Raw genomic sequence first — 13,986 nt, 5'->3', positions numbered from 1 at the left:
AAATAAAAACGCCTCTTGAGCAAGAGGCGTAATTTAGAATTCCGAGTTGTTACTAGCTGATTAGCCTAGGCGCTCAGTCAGGTAAGCATCGTAATCAGGAATTTCGATCTCTACTTTTTCAGCCAGTTTTGGTGATGAGATCATGAAGTTTGCACTGGCACGGTTGGTCGCAACCGGGATATTCCATACTGCCGAAATACGAAGTAGTGCTTTTACATCTGGGTCGTGCGGTACGGCATTGAGTGGATCCCAGAAGAAAATCATCATATCGATTTTGCCTTCGGAAATCAGAGCACCTAACTGTTGGTCACCGCCCATAGGGCCACTTAGCAGACAGTTAACTTCAAGACCCGACTCGCGCGCAATCATATGCCCTGTTGTGCCTGTGGCATACAAGACATGATCTTTTAACTTGTCTTTGTGCTCGTTAACCCAGCGCAGTAGGTGGGTCTTGCAGTTATCGTGAGCGACAAGCGCGATGTGTTTACTTTCTTCCATTGTTCGGGTTGTTACGTGCATCTATTACTCCACAGAGACAAAATTGACAACAGCTGTCGCACAGAGTTTATGCCCTAAGTGTGACAACTGTGTGGTGTGATCTGTATATCTATAACGCCATATGTAATGGATTGCACTTGGCAAGGGAAAAGCATGTGCAACTCAATTCGAGGCATCAAGTATAAGTACCAGAGCTTGCAGAGGAAGTACAAAGAAATCTTTCCAAATCATTGGTTAGATAACAGAATTCTACGAAGTGGGGCCAGCCTGTGCTGCCCCACGATTACAAATGCAACAACTTGGATAAAGGTATCAGGGTGCTTCCACATGGAAAACAGGCCTAAATTCTGCTGGAGAAAGTGACTCAGCAATGGCGCCGCTGTCGAGGTTATCAGGTGTCAGCAGGGCGAGGATAGGAGCCAGATCTTTCTTCAATGGCTTACCTTCAAGATACCTTACAGCCTGATCAACGGATAGCATCGCCTGTTGGGCCATTTTATCCGTTGGCGCGAAGAGGATTTTACCGCGTAGCAGGCCACGATAAACACCGTGACTGAGGTAAGTCGATAATATTTCCGTCTCGTCGCTCAGGTGGTTGGCCCGTAATTCACTAATCGCCACTTCTGCCGCGACGGCACCACCGACGATGTAATCAAAATGCTGGCCGGATGCCAGAAGTTGCTGGATCAGATTACGTTGTAGCTCCTTGCTGTGATCCGCCCACATAGTGGTGACAATATTGATATCGCTACTTTCTGTTGCATCGTAAAAGCCCTGAACAACCGGTTTGGTTCCACCGCGCTTTTGCGGGCCGGGCAACAAGGCGACGTTGATCATCCCGCTGCCTTTAGGATGGTGTTTGGCGAGAAACTTACCGGTTTGGTAACCCATTTGATACCAGTCAACGCCGACTCTAGCGATAACGTTGTCATGGCTGTCTTTATTGCTGGTATCAAGGTAGTTGATGGTGGCAAAAACCGGAATGTCATCGGTTAATTGGGTCAGCATGTTTTCGTAGGCAAGGCTATCTACCGTGCCGAGAATAATCGCATCGGCATTCCAAGCTCTGCAGTCGGCCAGTTGGCTCTGTTGTTTATCGAGGTTCGGATAGCCGCCGGCTTCCAACACTCTGAGTTCAACACCGAGCTTTTTGGCATGTTCAACCATGCCATAGTTGACGGATAGCCAGTAGGAGTCTTTGAGGTGTGGATAAACCGCACAAAGCTTCCAGGGTTGACTGGTCTTCTCTAACGGTTGGTACTGAATGTTTGTCGCTTGTTTATTGGCCTCAAAAGGCGGGGTATAGGCGATAATCTCCACCGCATTGGCAGCTTGGCTGAACCCGGCGAGTGCCAGCAGTGCTATCGCTATTTTTTTTATCATGTTGCAACCGTCAGGAAATAGCCTGCTCTACTGTTCAACCATTTTGGTCAATTAGTGCAGGACATTGTTGTGGTTAATAACCAATTACTTATCTAGATTGGTATAATAGCATTTTTATAGGTGTCTTTTTTATAGTTGTCTTTTGGCAAGAGTCTCGAACTTCACGCTGCTTTGTTGCTCGAATGTCCTGCCTATTTATCCGCCACGGTTTGCTTTTTTATGAATTTAACTCCCAGTAGCATTGGCCAGAAACTGCTGATTGCTTTTTCGATGATGGCTGGCTTGATGATCATCGCTGTTGTGATTGGTGTTGCCGGTTTCTCTCTGGTCGCCAAAACCGAACGCACAGTGATCAATGCCGCCGTGCCTGCTCTGGTTGAAGCGCGGCAATTGTCGGATTTAAGTACCCGAATTATTTTCAATGCTCAGGTATTGGCGAAATCAAAAGATGAAAAGGAGCGGGATCAGCAAGGAAAATCGCTAACGCTGCATATCCGGGCCTTGAATAATAGCCTGGAGGCTCTTGACCAATATGCTTTCGAACCAGAATTGATGCAACAACTGGTCACTGACGTCGAGAACATCGTCAATAATCTGGCCATGTTGGGTATGCTGGTCGGCAGAAAGATCGAGCTTAGCGAACAAGTTAAGGTGCTAAATAACACCATGACGGTAGCGACCAAACAAATTGACGAGCTATCGCAATCGCAGGTCTCCAACGCCAATACTATCGCTGTCGCCAATGTCTCGCGCATTTACGATTTGGTGGAAAAGGGCAACCAAGAAGCAGTGTTCAACGCGCTGGATAGCCTAGTTGAAGTCGATATGGACTTGAGCGAGCGATTATTCGAGCTACGCTTTTTGTCCTTGCAAGTGATCAACATGCTCGATGATAGCGAGCAGATCAGCACTATTAGTGAACTCAACAAATTGAAGGACAGGTTCGAATACGCCGTTGGCGTTATCCAACAGCGGGTGAAATCGGTCGAGGATCCAAGTCGCTCGGAGCAACTTCTTGAACAGGTGAAAGCACTTGATAACGATGGCGAGTTTTTCTTGGAGATGGAAGCGCTAATCTATGCCCATCAAGATGTTGAGCGAATGGAGCAGCAAAATTTGGTGCTGTTCCAGCAATTAAATCAAACCGTCGATGGCATTATTCAAGCGGCCAACATCGGCACCCAACAAGCCGTTAAGCAAGTAGATGAAACACTAACTGTTGCAAGAAACAGTCTGATTGCGATTTCTGCATTGGGTATGGTGGCACTGGTGCTAATCATGTGGCGCTACGTGTATGCGCGAGTGATCCGCCGAATCAACGATTACAGTAAAGCCTTGATGGCATTGGCCCGCGGCGATTTGGAAATCCGCCTGACGACTCAAGGTGACGACGAACTGGCACAGATGGGCAGGGCAATTATGGTAGCTCGCGATACCGCCTATGAGCGTCATAGATTGGCACAGGTTGAGTCGAAAATTCGTTCTGAATTACAGCAACACAAAAATAGTCTTGAGCAGCTAGTGGCCGAGCGAACCAGTCAGCTAGAAAAAGCCAACGAAAAGCTAAACAAAGAAGTGCATAACCACGCCAAAGCCCGCTCTGAAGCCGAGCAGGCCAACCGCGCGAAGTCAGCTTTTCTAGCCACTATGAGCCATGAAATTCGTACGCCGATGAATGGGGTGCTAGGGACAGCTTCGTTGCTGGCCGATACCGGCTTGAACGACAAACAAACGGAATACCTCAAGGTGATTAACCGTAGTGGCGAAACCCTGCTTGATATCCTCAATGATGTACTGGACTACTCGAAAATCGAGGCGGGTCACTTGGATATCCGCCCTGCGAATTTCTCACTGCACACCTTGGTTAAAGACGTCTACAGCTTGTTTTCTGGTAGAGCGCTGTCGAAACGCATTAGTTTGGTTACTGACATTGATGACAATGTCGGTGAGCACTGGGTAGGAGATGCGACCCGTATCCGCCAAGTTCTCGCCAATTTAGTCGGTAATGCTATCAAATTTACCGAAGATGGCCAGGTTACCGTGCTGGTATCGGCATCGGCCCATGACTCGTCTCGTTTGCATATTGAAGTGGAAGATACCGGTGTTGGTATCCCGTTGCATGAGCAGGAAATGATGTTCACGGCCTTCCATCAGTCCAGTGAAGGCCGTCAGGCTGTAGGAGGAACAGGGTTAGGTCTTGCCATCAGCAAGCGTATTGTCGAAGCCATGGGCGGTGAAATCGGGCTTGTATCCTCACCGGGCGAGGGAAGCTGCTTCTGGTTTACCCTGACCCTTGAGCCAGGAGAGCAAACCGAGACTGCGAGTGTTGATACAGTCACTGGCTTACCTGCAGCCAAGATACTGCTGGTGGAAGATAACCCAGTTAACAGTTTGGTGGCTGAGGGTTTCTTGCGCCGCCTTGGTCACCAGACTGTTGTCGCAGAAGACGGCCTGCAGGCGAGAGAAGTCTATGCTGAGCATGACTTCGATATCGTTCTGCTCGATATCAATCTGCCTGATACTGACGGGGTTACCTTACTCGGAGAACTCAAGCAGCTCAAAGGCGAGAGTAACGACGAACAGGTATCAGACAATACGCCGTTTGTTGCCTTTTCTGCCCATGTATTTAATGAAGATGTTGAGCAATACCTGGCGGCTGGCTTTGCCGGATTCTTGCCTAAACCGCTGGTCGAACATCAGTTGGTCGATGTCTTGAATTCGATCCTGGGCGGAGTCGAGCGGGTAGGCATTATTGAGGGGGAAGACCCTTTTGAACAAGGCTCAAACAAGCATCATACTAAAGATAAGAGACAGAGTGAGGTAGATACTGCAATGGCTGGAAATATGGCAGAAAACATGCCGATTTTAGATGAATCAGTACTTGGAAGTGATCTTCAGGTATTGGGTCAAGCCATGGTCGAGAAGATGATTTCCCTGTTTGCCGACTCATCGCAACAAACCATAGACAAGTTACTGCCGGCAATGCAAAGCGGTGATTTGGCGTTAGTGGCGAGCTTGTCCCATAACCTAAAAGGGGCGGCTGGCACCATGGGGCTTCGCCAATTACATCAAGTATGTTTGGAAATCGAGAAGTCGGCAAAAGAAGGAACCGTCGAAGAAGAAGCGGCTAATGCGCTAGAAGCAGTATATCAGTCGTCGTTGATGGCACTGAATAGCACTTTCGCGGAAAAATAAGGATCATTGAGGCTGAGTTTAGCAGAGAGGTAAATAAGTTTGGCCCATCGTTGATGGCGAGCTGAATCGTTCACATCATTCTATGCTGGGGCTAAGTGCTATTAGAATCGCTTTTGCCCCGTTCCTTCTTAAAAGAGATTAACCACTTACTTAACCAAAGCGTCATTTGACTTACTTTTCGTAATCTCAGTAACCTGTTTAAGTGGGGGCTCAGTAATTTATTGAGCAATATTGGCCATCTCGATCACCTGCTAAGGGACCCCACAACGGCATTGCTAGTCAGCTTAACTTTGTTCATGATCCATTTCTTACAAAGGCGCCCATCGGAGCATAGCCAGATGGGCTAAGTCATTGGTGCACCTAGGGGGGCGGTGCACCAATGAAATTATCGTTATTGATTATTTTTTACTGGGTTGTAGATACGAGTTAGCACAAATGAGGTAGCGAATGCGCTAGCTATGACCATCAAGTAACCCAAAACCGCCGTGAAAGATTGAGAGTAGAGCAAGATGCCCGGAATAAAGGTGATACCCATACCGGTCGCACTGATGTTCAGTACGTAAGTCACCAAACCACCAACAGCGCCGCCAACCATGCCAAAGATAAACACTTTGCCGTACTGTAGGTTCACACCAAAGAGTAGAGGCTCTGTGATACCAAACAGTGTTGACATAGATGCGCTGTACGCATTGCTTTTTTTAAGTTTGTCTTTGAGTTGGGTAGCAACCGCAATCGCTGCACCAAATTGACCAGCCATCGATGCTGTGCCTAGTGGTTGAAGTGGGTTAACGCCCGTTTCATTAAGTAGACCAATTTCAATTACACCTAAAGCATGGTGCAGCCCGGTGATAACGATCATTTGCTGTACCGCACCATAGAGGATGTAACCAAGACCAAGTGGCAAATCGAGCGCCATACGCACCAGAGATGTACAGCCGTGCTCAATGCTTTGTAGAATAGGGCCCAAACCAAACAGGATGACGAATATCGCGATAGTGATGGTCAAAAATGGGGTAAAGACTAAGTCCATACTCGCCGGAATAAAGCGACGTAGGTTGCGTTCTAAGTAAGAAACGAACCAGCCAGCGAATATAGCGGGTAGTACCGTGCCTTGATAGCCCACCAATGGGAAATTAATACCGAGTAGGCTCACTATCATTGGATCTGCGCCACCACTGGCAACAACCCATGCGTTAGGCAGTTGCGGTGCTACCATCATTAGTCCAACTACAATGGCAATAATCGCATTTCCACCGAATTTCTTTGCCGCAGAATAAGCAATTAAGACCGGTAAGAAGGCAAAAGCGGTATCGGTTAGCATGCTAAATAAGGCTAATATCTCAGGTGAGAAATCAACACCAGAATGAAGCATCATGCCGCGTAAACCCATCAGCAAACCGGTTGTCACTAGCGCAGGGATGAGGGGGATCAAAATGTCAGCGAGTGTGCGGACCACTTTCTGGCTTGCCGTCATATCGGCAAAGGCATCTTGTTTAAAGTCGCTACTTTCAAACTCGCCACCCAGTGCTAGCGTGAGTGACTCATAGACATGAGAAACCTTGCCGGTACCAATAATGAATTGGTGTTGGCCTGACTGGTAAAAGTAACCGCTGATTTGGTTAATCTTTTTTGCTTTGTCAGTATTGACCTTGTCATTGTCTTTAAGGATGAGGCGCAGGCGCGTAGCACAATGCTCAGCGTTGCGGATGTTATCTATGCCTCCGATACTGTCCAGTATCTCGTTTACGGTAGCGTCATAATTCATTCTGTTCACCATTTAATTATATTGTAAGGTAAGTTAGATAGGTATCGAGGTCGACATTTTTCTCAGTCGATATAGTTAACTGGTGGTTTTCTTGTTTAGGGAAGAAAAGACAGGTAAATACATCTCGTCCATCATTAATGAAAATTTCAATAATGCTTTGATCACAAATGAAGTGAATGTTATTAATGTCGTAGTCAACTTGATGCTGACGTTTATTTCCATACGCCCAATCTTGGTCGTGATGGTCATATAATGCTCTATCTAAAATGATGGTGCTATTTCTGATAGTTAATATCAACTCTTTACCACTTTGTGTATTCAATGAAATCGTTATATTTTTCTCTTTGGAAAAATTTTTTACTTCCAGAGAAAACGATAAACTGTCCAGTTCAAATCTTTGATGTTTTGATTGATGTGCATTTCTTTTTATTAATGAGTTGGAGTTAATGACGCTTGGCCGTTGAATTAATCGATTATTTTCAACAGCCAGTTCTCTAGTGAGCGTTAAGCAGTTAATCCAACCCTGTTGTTCGCTAGGCAAGTGTTCATCTGTCCCTGCCCATGCAATGAGTGTTTGTTTTTCTGGCGTATTGGCCATGGTTTGTGGGGCGTAGAAATCAAAGCCACGGTCGAGCTCGTCCCAATAGGTAACTGTAAAAGTAAGTTGCTCGAAATCAACTTGACCTAAGCAGTAAATAACGTTGAACTTATTGTGGAAGCGATTTCCATCAGCAGCAACACCTTGTGGAGAGAAAATCAGCAAGTCATAGCCATCGACTTCCAGAAGGTCAGGGCACTCATACATGTACGCGTTAAGAAAGTCGCCGCTGACTTGAATATCCAGCGCCCCTTTGAACTCCCATTCGAGTAAGTCAGCAGATTGATAAACAATGATATCACCGCTTAAGTCTGCCTCTCGTTGAGCACCCAGCAGCATAAAGTAGTGGCTGCCACGTTTAACGACTTTAGGATCGCGCACGTGGCCTGTATAGCCATGTGGTACTGATTCAATTACCGGATTAAGAGCGTGTTTAGTAACGTAGTTATTATTATCTAAGATCGCCAAACACTGGTTGGCATCGCGTTCATCACCACGCTTAACATTCCCGGTATAGAATAGGTAAGAACGGTCTTTTTCAACAATAGCGCTACCTGAATAAGCACCATGAGACTCATAGCTTTCTAATGGGGTTATTTTTGAACCATGTTCAGACCAATTTAATAAATCATCTGAGGTTAAATGCATCCAGTGTTTTATTCCATGGTAAGTATCAAAAGGAAACCATTGGTAACATAAGTGATATTGGTTGTTGAAATAACAAAAACCATTTGGATCGTTTAATAATCCATGTGGAGGGTTAATATGGAATAGTGGTCGAAATAAAGTAATTGATTTTATTTCCTCAAACTTTCTCTTATCCAATTCCGTTGCCGTGTTTATGGTCTTATATTTTTGTTCTGTCATATTTCGCACCTAATAATCTCGGGTTGAAAAAATCATAGAGAGTTTGATAAATGGTGAAAATAGCAGTGTGCTTTTATTTGTTCGCCTTGAAAGCGTATTGGACGAATTGAGAACAGGCTGTGATGTAACGCAAAGTCTTGTTACATGGCGAGAGGTAATATATGGTACTTACTGATGGAAAGAATGGATGGGTGTACAGTGACGATTCGTGACGTAGCCAAAAGGGCCGGAGTCTCTATTGCGACGGTTTCTAGAGTACTTAATGGCAGTGATCGTGTCTCTGATGAAGCTAAGCAAGCGGTAGAGTCGGCAATGACAGAGCTTAATTATCAAAAGCCACCGCAGAAGCGAAAAAAGCCAACCAAGTTGTTTGCGATTATTGTGCGCAATATGTCTAACCCATTTTTCTCTCAATTAGTCGATGTATTAGAAGAGGAAGCGTACAAGCATGGCCGCAGTTTGTTGCTGTTTAATAGCCGCAATAACCTTCAGCTGGAGAGGACTTTTCTTTCGGAGTGCATAAACCATAAGGTTGACGGTGTCTTTCTTGTGCCCCGCTCCCTGAAGGAAGCGCATTTAGAGCCTCTCAAAAAGTTACCTTTCCCTGTGGTTCTTTTGACTGCAACAGCGCGAAATACCATCAGTATCGGCACGCATCACCGGCGTGGAGGAGAGTTAGCTGCTAGGCATTTTGTTAATCAAGGTTATCGTCGAGTGGGGTATATCGGTGCCAGTGATGCGCAATCAGAACGCTTACTCGGTTATAAAAATGCACTGTATCAATTAGGAAGTGAGTTATCCAAGTCAAGTCTGCTTGCCCCATACAACTCAGATACTTTGCATCAATTTATCGCCGAGCAGATCATTTACAATGAGCGCCCCATCGAGGCAGTATTTTGCTCGGATGATATATCTGCCAGCCATTTACATAACGCATTGATAGATAAGCAGGTCAAGCAAGAAGTTGATATCATTGGTTTCGATGATACCGTTATTGCTCAGTCGTTAGGTTTTTCCAGCATTAAGCAGCCGATCAGAAAAATCGCCTTACTCGGTTTTGATTTGATGATTGAAGCTATTCAGCAGCCAGTATTAAAGCTGCGATTAGTTTTGTTAGAGCCTACATTAACGGTACGGCACCATCCTTCACTCAGGGCTATATCAAGCCAGCCTGAAATTTTACGTAATGATCAGCATAATCAAGACTAGATACAGAATTAAGAGGTTTCTCCATGCTGACAGTAATCCATTTGTTGCTGATGTACTAAAAATTACTGACTAGCTTTTGTCCAAAAACGTCTTACAGCGCCGAACTAAAACATAAAAATTGCCACCAATAGGTGCTCATAGGTTGTAGTTCGTGCACTGACGAATTAGTAGTTAAACCAAGCCGTTATTTTCTCTTTCAGGCTCGCATTCTTTTTCCACACCCAGTAGATGCCATTTTCCAGCTCGCTCACAGTCATTTGCTTGGGCTGGTAGACCGGGTGGCTGCCATCGTACTTTGACCAATCCGTTGTCAGGATCCGCCCTTCCTTTTCCAATTGACGAAAGGTCTCTGAACCAGGAAACGGGATCATGTAGTGGGGAATGACTTTATCAACTTGGATATCTTCAATAAATCGTTGGGTTTGCTCGAAAATCGATGCGTCATGCTCATCAAAGCCAAACAAGAAATCTCCCCATACCTCAATGCCATGACGTTTAATTTCAGCGATGTATTGCTTCATTTTCGAGGGCTTTACGAAGCCTTTCTTTTGTGCTTTCAAGGCATCTTCTGAAGGCGTTTCGATTCCTAAAAGTACCGCTTTGAACCCGGCTTGGGCGGCGGTCGCCAATAATTCTTTGTCGCGGGCGATCAGGACTGTTGTTTCACCGTAGAAATTCATCTTCAGTGGTTCAATCGCCCTAAATAAAGCCAGCGCATACTCTCTATCATGGGTTAGGTTATCTGAGTGCAACTCTACCCATTCAACACCTAATGATTTCAGATGCTTGAGTTCCTTGACTATATTCTCAATAGGCCGCTGCTTGAACTTGTTGAAAAACCGAGGTACCAAACAAAAATTGCACTTATACGGACATCCACGAGTGACCACTACTGACCACGTGTAGTTATAAGCTGATGGATGAATGATATCGGTGGGGTAAGGGTTGAGATCACTTAGCTCGACAGGCTCTGAGCTTTCATAAACTGGCTTTAGCGTCCCAAATTCTGCATCAGTGAGCAGTTGAGTCCAATAGTTTTCGACTTCACCGAGGATCAAGCTATCAGCATAGCCAGCCGCCTCTTGTTGGTTAAACAGAATATGCAGGCCGCCTAAAACGACACGTTTCCCTTGTTTTCTGTATTCAGTGGCGAGGTCGTAGGCTCTGTATGCATCTGGGGTCGACATAAATATCACAACCAAGTCGGCATCGATATCTAGCTGAGCCTGAGCACCGATGGTTTCATCGACCATGTCGAGTTCATACCATCTTGGGGTTGCAGCAGCGGCTGCGAAAATATTTTGCGGCGGTCCTCCAGTCGAGGCTTTGTACTTGGAGTAATCACTACCAGCGGAAGCTTTGATTAGATAGATTTTCATAATTAGCTCCTCCAGCTGTTTCCGAGTAACAGAGAGATACCGACAGAGATACCCAATGCAATGAGGATATTGGGTAGGGTGAAACCCCAGATGGCGACACAAACCGCTACGGTAACTATCACCCAAAGTAGTGTTTCTAATATCCAAGTTCCCATGTTTGACTCCAGCTGTTTAACTTGGCAACAAGGATAAAAGGTGAGAGGTTAACTTTTGGTTACCTTGTAGAGACTATGTCTACACGGGCGAAATATGTCCCGTTTTTCTGCTGATGCGTGAAATGCCAACCTTGGTTGTGACACACCTTTTCAAGCAAAACCAACCCGATACCAAACGATGATTCTGTGAGACTTAGGTCTTCGGTTTCTGCTGGCTCCACCGGATTGGTTAATTCGATGTGCTTTTCCGACAACGCAATGGTGATAGTGCCACTACCACTGTGCTGAAAAGCGTTGCGAATAAGGTTTGTCAGGACAATATGAATCAATGCTGGTGGTGCCTGCGTCTGTATAGGCTTCGAATCGGCTGCAAACTCAACGGTGACATCCTTACTTTCAATCAGGAAGCGGTGGTTTTCAATCACTTCATTGGCGATGCGATTGACATCGATATTGCTGGTTTCAAGCTCGGTTTGAGTATTTCGGCTCATCCAAAGTAATGTGGTGATGAGTGTTTGCATGGTGGCCACCGAGCGATTTATGCGAGCAATTGCTCTTTGGCCACCCCGCGGCATAGACTCAGACAATCGCTCGAGCATTTCACTGCTAGCAGAGATGATAGATACCGGTGTTCTCAGCTCGTGGCTGGCAGCTCTGAGAAAAAACTCTTCGCGCTCAATGGCATCCCGCTCACTGCGGACGCTTTCGACCAGTTGATTGGCAAGCAAATCAACCTCATGATAGCGAAAGCGTTTCAACTTATCGATCTGGCTCAAATCCAGTGTTTCCGACCATTGGGATAGCACCAGAATGGGTTTGGTCAGGCGATGGATCAGCAAGCGAATGGTAACAAAAACCAAGAGTAACAAGCCGCCAATTAATAAAAAGGCAGAATTGAATTGGCTGACTGAGTCAGGTGGGCTGAGTTCGAACAACTCGAGGTAAATGGCTTCATCATATTGGGAAACGACGTACAAAGTGACGTCGATGCTGGGGATATAATGAGTAGCTGCATACAGATATTCACCTGTTCCCGCTTCTTCAGCGGGGAGGTATTGTTCATAAATCGCGTCGTTAGCAAAGGTACTCCAATCAAACGTGGTGAGAAACTTCTGCGGGATTTGATTGAAGTCGAGATAAACCTGAAGCGTATTGCTTGGTGACTGAGGAAGTTGTCCGGATTTGAGGTATTCGCTTTCTGCCACTTTTAGCTCATACAGAAAACCGTACTTGGCCGATTCATTCAGCCCGATTTGATAGCTCTGCATGATCATTAAGCCGTAAATAGCGGTGAGACTGATCACTATGCCAAAAAGGTAGAGATAAATGTCTCGCTTTATACTGACTCGGGTCATGCATCGTCCTCTCTTATCGCCACTCCAACGCCGTGAACCGTATGGATGAGTTTGCTGTCAAACGGCGTATCAATGGACTGACGAAGCTTAAACAAGTGCACCTTGAAGCTGTCTGCGTTTGGCAGCTCATCTCCCCAGACTTCTTGTTCTAACTTTGCTTTGCTGACGACATTTGGGCTGTTGCGCACTAGGCAAACCAGCATCTTCCAGCATACAGGAGGGAGCTTTAACACTTGTCCGGCGCGTGTTGCCTGATGCTTATCCAAATCAATGGTTAGATCTGCCACTGTCAGTGAGGCAACGCTACCCTGAGCACGACGAATCAGAGCAAGAAGGCGAACTTTGAGCTCTTCCATGGCAAAAGGCTTGACCAGATAGTCATCGGAGCCTGCAGCAAATCCTGTCACTTTATCATCGAGGGTGTCTCTTGCTGTGAGCATCAGCACTGGGGTGCTGATGCCTTGCTCTCTAAGCGACTTACATACGTCGATGCCATCCATTTTCGGCATGTTTAAATCGGTGAGTATGATGTCATAGGTATTGGCAAGCGCTAGATTCAGCCCGGCTGCTCCATTGTAGGCAAAGTCAAACTCGAAGCTGTCCAGTTCCATGTAGTCACTGATGGCTTCAGCTAGATCTCTGTCGTCTTCGATTAGCAGGGCGTTGATACTCATAGAGACTTATTTCCTTTGTTGTTCTTGCTTCCATGCCCAGATAGGCGGTTTGATCAGAAGTAGCAATCGATAGCGCCAGCTAGGCGCATGCCACATCTGTTGAATCAGCTTCGCATAGCCGTGGAAGTATACTTTAAACGGATTAACAGAATTAATCCGTGGGTAAACCCCGTATTTGACCTCTTCTTCCTCACGGGCAAAGGTGCCAAACATACGATCCCAGATGATCAAAATACCCGCGTAGTTCTTATCTAGATACTGCTTATTGGTCGCGTGATGGACCCTGTGATGCGATGGTGTATTGAAGATGGCTTCAATCGGTCGCGGGAGTTTTCTTACTGTTTCAGTATGCAGCAGAGTCTGGAACAGCTGGACGAAGGTTTCACACATCAGCACCACAAATGGATTGAAGCCCAACAGAATCAAGGGTAAGTGGAAGAAGAACGGGAAAAACCAGTCGAGCGGTCCAAATCTGTAGGCTACCGAAATATTAAAGTACGGCGAGCTGTGATGGACTGAGTGTGTCCCCCATGCAAGACCGTTGCTGTGCAAAAACCGGTGCTCCCAGTAGTAGGCCAAGTCAGCCAGGATCAGACAGCCCAATATTGTCCAACCTGTAATAGGCAACTGAGTAAGGCTGAAGTGTTCATACGCGAAGACAAAGGCGGCAACATAGGCTAAGCCGACGACAAAGACGGTGACCAACAGGAAAAAAAGCGTCACAAAGTTGGTAGCACTGTCACCCAACATATTCCAGCTGAGTTTCTTTTTGAACGCATAGCGGACAAGCTCTATCAAGAATAGTGCTGCGGCAATAATGACGAAGTTATTGTCCACCCAGCTCTCGGTGAAGATGATGGTTGTTTCAGAAAAAACTTGAGACATAAAATCCATGACATATCTCCTGA

The 13,986-nt window shown here is 46.0% G+C and carries 11 protein-coding genes; 2 read left to right on the top strand and 9 right to left on the bottom strand.

The annotated features are described in order from the left end of the window. Positions 1–60: 60 nt before the first annotated feature. Together ACXAD4_RS12495 and torT are read right to left on the bottom strand one after the other, a co-directional pair. Positions 61–519 carry a methylglyoxal synthase gene (locus ACXAD4_RS12495; protein ID WP_475241775.1) on the bottom strand — a complete coding sequence of 153 codons (459 nt, stop codon included), beginning with the start codon at positions 517–519 and terminating at the stop codon, positions 61–63. Positions 520–810: 291 nt separating this feature from the next. Continuing rightward, positions 811–1,881 (bottom strand): TMAO reductase system periplasmic protein TorT, encoded by a 1,071-nt coding sequence (gene torT, locus ACXAD4_RS12490; RefSeq protein WP_475241773.1) that lies wholly within the window; start codon positions 1,879–1,881, stop codon positions 811–813. 219 nt (positions 1,882–2,100) lie between these two features. Between torT and torS the strand changes: the two genes are divergently transcribed. Next, complete coding sequence (gene torS / locus ACXAD4_RS12485) at positions 2,101–5,076, top strand: TMAO reductase system sensor histidine kinase/response regulator TorS (RefSeq protein WP_475241770.1); 2,976 nt, start codon at positions 2,101–2,103, stop codon at positions 5,074–5,076. Between the two features lie 391 nt (positions 5,077–5,467). On the opposite strand, the gene ACXAD4_RS12480 is transcribed toward torS, so the two are convergent. Continuing rightward, the gene (locus ACXAD4_RS12480) at positions 5,468–6,841 is read right to left on the bottom strand and encodes a PTS transporter subunit EIIC (protein WP_475241769.1); all 1,374 of its coding nucleotides are present in this window, start codon (positions 6,839–6,841) and stop codon (positions 5,468–5,470) included. A 16-nt stretch (positions 6,842–6,857) separates the two neighbouring features. Then, positions 6,858–8,306 carry a glycoside hydrolase family 32 protein gene (locus tag ACXAD4_RS12475; RefSeq protein WP_475241767.1) on the bottom strand — a complete coding sequence of 483 codons (1,449 nt, stop codon included), beginning with the start codon at positions 8,304–8,306 and terminating at the stop codon, positions 6,858–6,860. A 174-nt stretch (positions 8,307–8,480) separates the two neighbouring features. Here ACXAD4_RS12475 and ACXAD4_RS12470 point away from each other — a divergent pair, with 174 nt between their 5' ends. Next, the gene (locus ACXAD4_RS12470) at positions 8,481–9,515 is read left to right on the top strand and encodes a LacI family DNA-binding transcriptional regulator (RefSeq protein WP_475241766.1); all 1,035 of its coding nucleotides are present in this window, start codon (positions 8,481–8,483) and stop codon (positions 9,513–9,515) included. Between the two features lie 164 nt (positions 9,516–9,679). Here the strand turns inward: ACXAD4_RS12470 and ACXAD4_RS12465 are convergent, their stop codons facing one another. Genes ACXAD4_RS12465 through ACXAD4_RS12445 form a run of 5 tightly spaced genes read right to left on the bottom strand, consistent with a single transcriptional unit; the run spans position 9,680 to position 13,972 of the window. After that, positions 9,680–10,894 carry a B12-binding domain-containing radical SAM protein gene (locus tag ACXAD4_RS12465; protein ID WP_475241765.1) on the bottom strand — a complete coding sequence of 405 codons (1,215 nt, stop codon included), beginning with the start codon at positions 10,892–10,894 and terminating at the stop codon, positions 9,680–9,682. 2 nt (positions 10,895–10,896) lie between these two features. Beyond that, the gene (locus ACXAD4_RS12460; protein ID WP_475241763.1) at positions 10,897–11,049 is read right to left on the bottom strand and encodes a hypothetical protein; all 153 of its coding nucleotides are present in this window, start codon (positions 11,047–11,049) and stop codon (positions 10,897–10,899) included. A 59-nt stretch (positions 11,050–11,108) separates the two neighbouring features. After that, complete coding sequence (locus ACXAD4_RS12455; protein WP_475241762.1) at positions 11,109–12,404, bottom strand: sensor histidine kinase; 1,296 nt, start codon at positions 12,402–12,404, stop codon at positions 11,109–11,111. Continuing rightward, positions 12,401–13,078: a response regulator transcription factor gene (locus ACXAD4_RS12450; protein WP_475241760.1), complete on the bottom strand. Its 678-nt coding sequence runs from the start codon at positions 13,076–13,078 to the stop codon at positions 12,401–12,403. The genes ACXAD4_RS12455 and ACXAD4_RS12450 overlap by 4 nt, the downstream gene beginning before the upstream one ends. 6 nt (positions 13,079–13,084) lie before the next feature. Continuing rightward, positions 13,085–13,972 carry a sterol desaturase family protein gene (locus ACXAD4_RS12445; RefSeq protein WP_475241758.1) on the bottom strand — a complete coding sequence of 296 codons (888 nt, stop codon included), beginning with the start codon at positions 13,970–13,972 and terminating at the stop codon, positions 13,085–13,087. Positions 13,973–13,986: the final 14 nt, after the last annotated feature.

Source organism: Photobacterium sp. AWH4_225 (genome assembly GCF_056158405.1).
The sequence above is the reverse complement of the archived record's forward strand: the minus strand, read 5'-3'. Positions and strand labels throughout refer to the sequence as shown.

Excerpts from the sequence above, each read along its gene's own strand:
- ACXAD4_RS12465 (WP_475241765.1), bottom strand. The coding sequence starts at position 10,894 with ATGAAAATCTATCTAATCAAAGCTTCCGCTGGTAGTGATTACTCCAAG.
- ACXAD4_RS12455 (WP_475241762.1), bottom strand. The coding sequence starts at position 12,404 with ATGACCCGAGTCAGTATAAAGCGAGACATTTATCTCTACCTTTTTGGC.
- ACXAD4_RS12480 (WP_475241769.1), bottom strand. The coding sequence starts at position 6,841 with ATGAATTATGACGCTACCGTAAACGAGATACTGGACAGTATCGGAGGC.
- ACXAD4_RS12470 (WP_475241766.1), top strand. The coding sequence starts at position 8,481 with ATGGAAAGAATGGATGGGTGTACAGTGACGATTCGTGACGTAGCCAAA.
- ACXAD4_RS12475 (WP_475241767.1), bottom strand. The coding sequence starts at position 8,306 with ATGACAGAACAAAAATATAAGACCATAAACACGGCAACGGAATTGGAT.
- torS (WP_475241770.1), top strand. The coding sequence starts at position 2,101 with ATGAATTTAACTCCCAGTAGCATTGGCCAGAAACTGCTGATTGCTTTT.
- torT (WP_475241773.1), bottom strand. The coding sequence starts at position 1,881 with ATGATAAAAAAAATAGCGATAGCACTGCTGGCACTCGCCGGGTTCAGC.
- ACXAD4_RS12495 (WP_475241775.1), bottom strand. The coding sequence starts at position 519 with ATGCACGTAACAACCCGAACAATGGAAGAAAGTAAACACATCGCGCTT.
- ACXAD4_RS12450 (WP_475241760.1), bottom strand. The coding sequence starts at position 13,078 with ATGAGTATCAACGCCCTGCTAATCGAAGACGACAGAGATCTAGCTGAA.
- ACXAD4_RS12460 (WP_475241763.1), bottom strand. The coding sequence starts at position 11,049 with ATGGGAACTTGGATATTAGAAACACTACTTTGGGTGATAGTTACCGTA.
- ACXAD4_RS12445 (WP_475241758.1), bottom strand. The coding sequence starts at position 13,972 with ATGGATTTTATGTCTCAAGTTTTTTCTGAAACAACCATCATCTTCACC.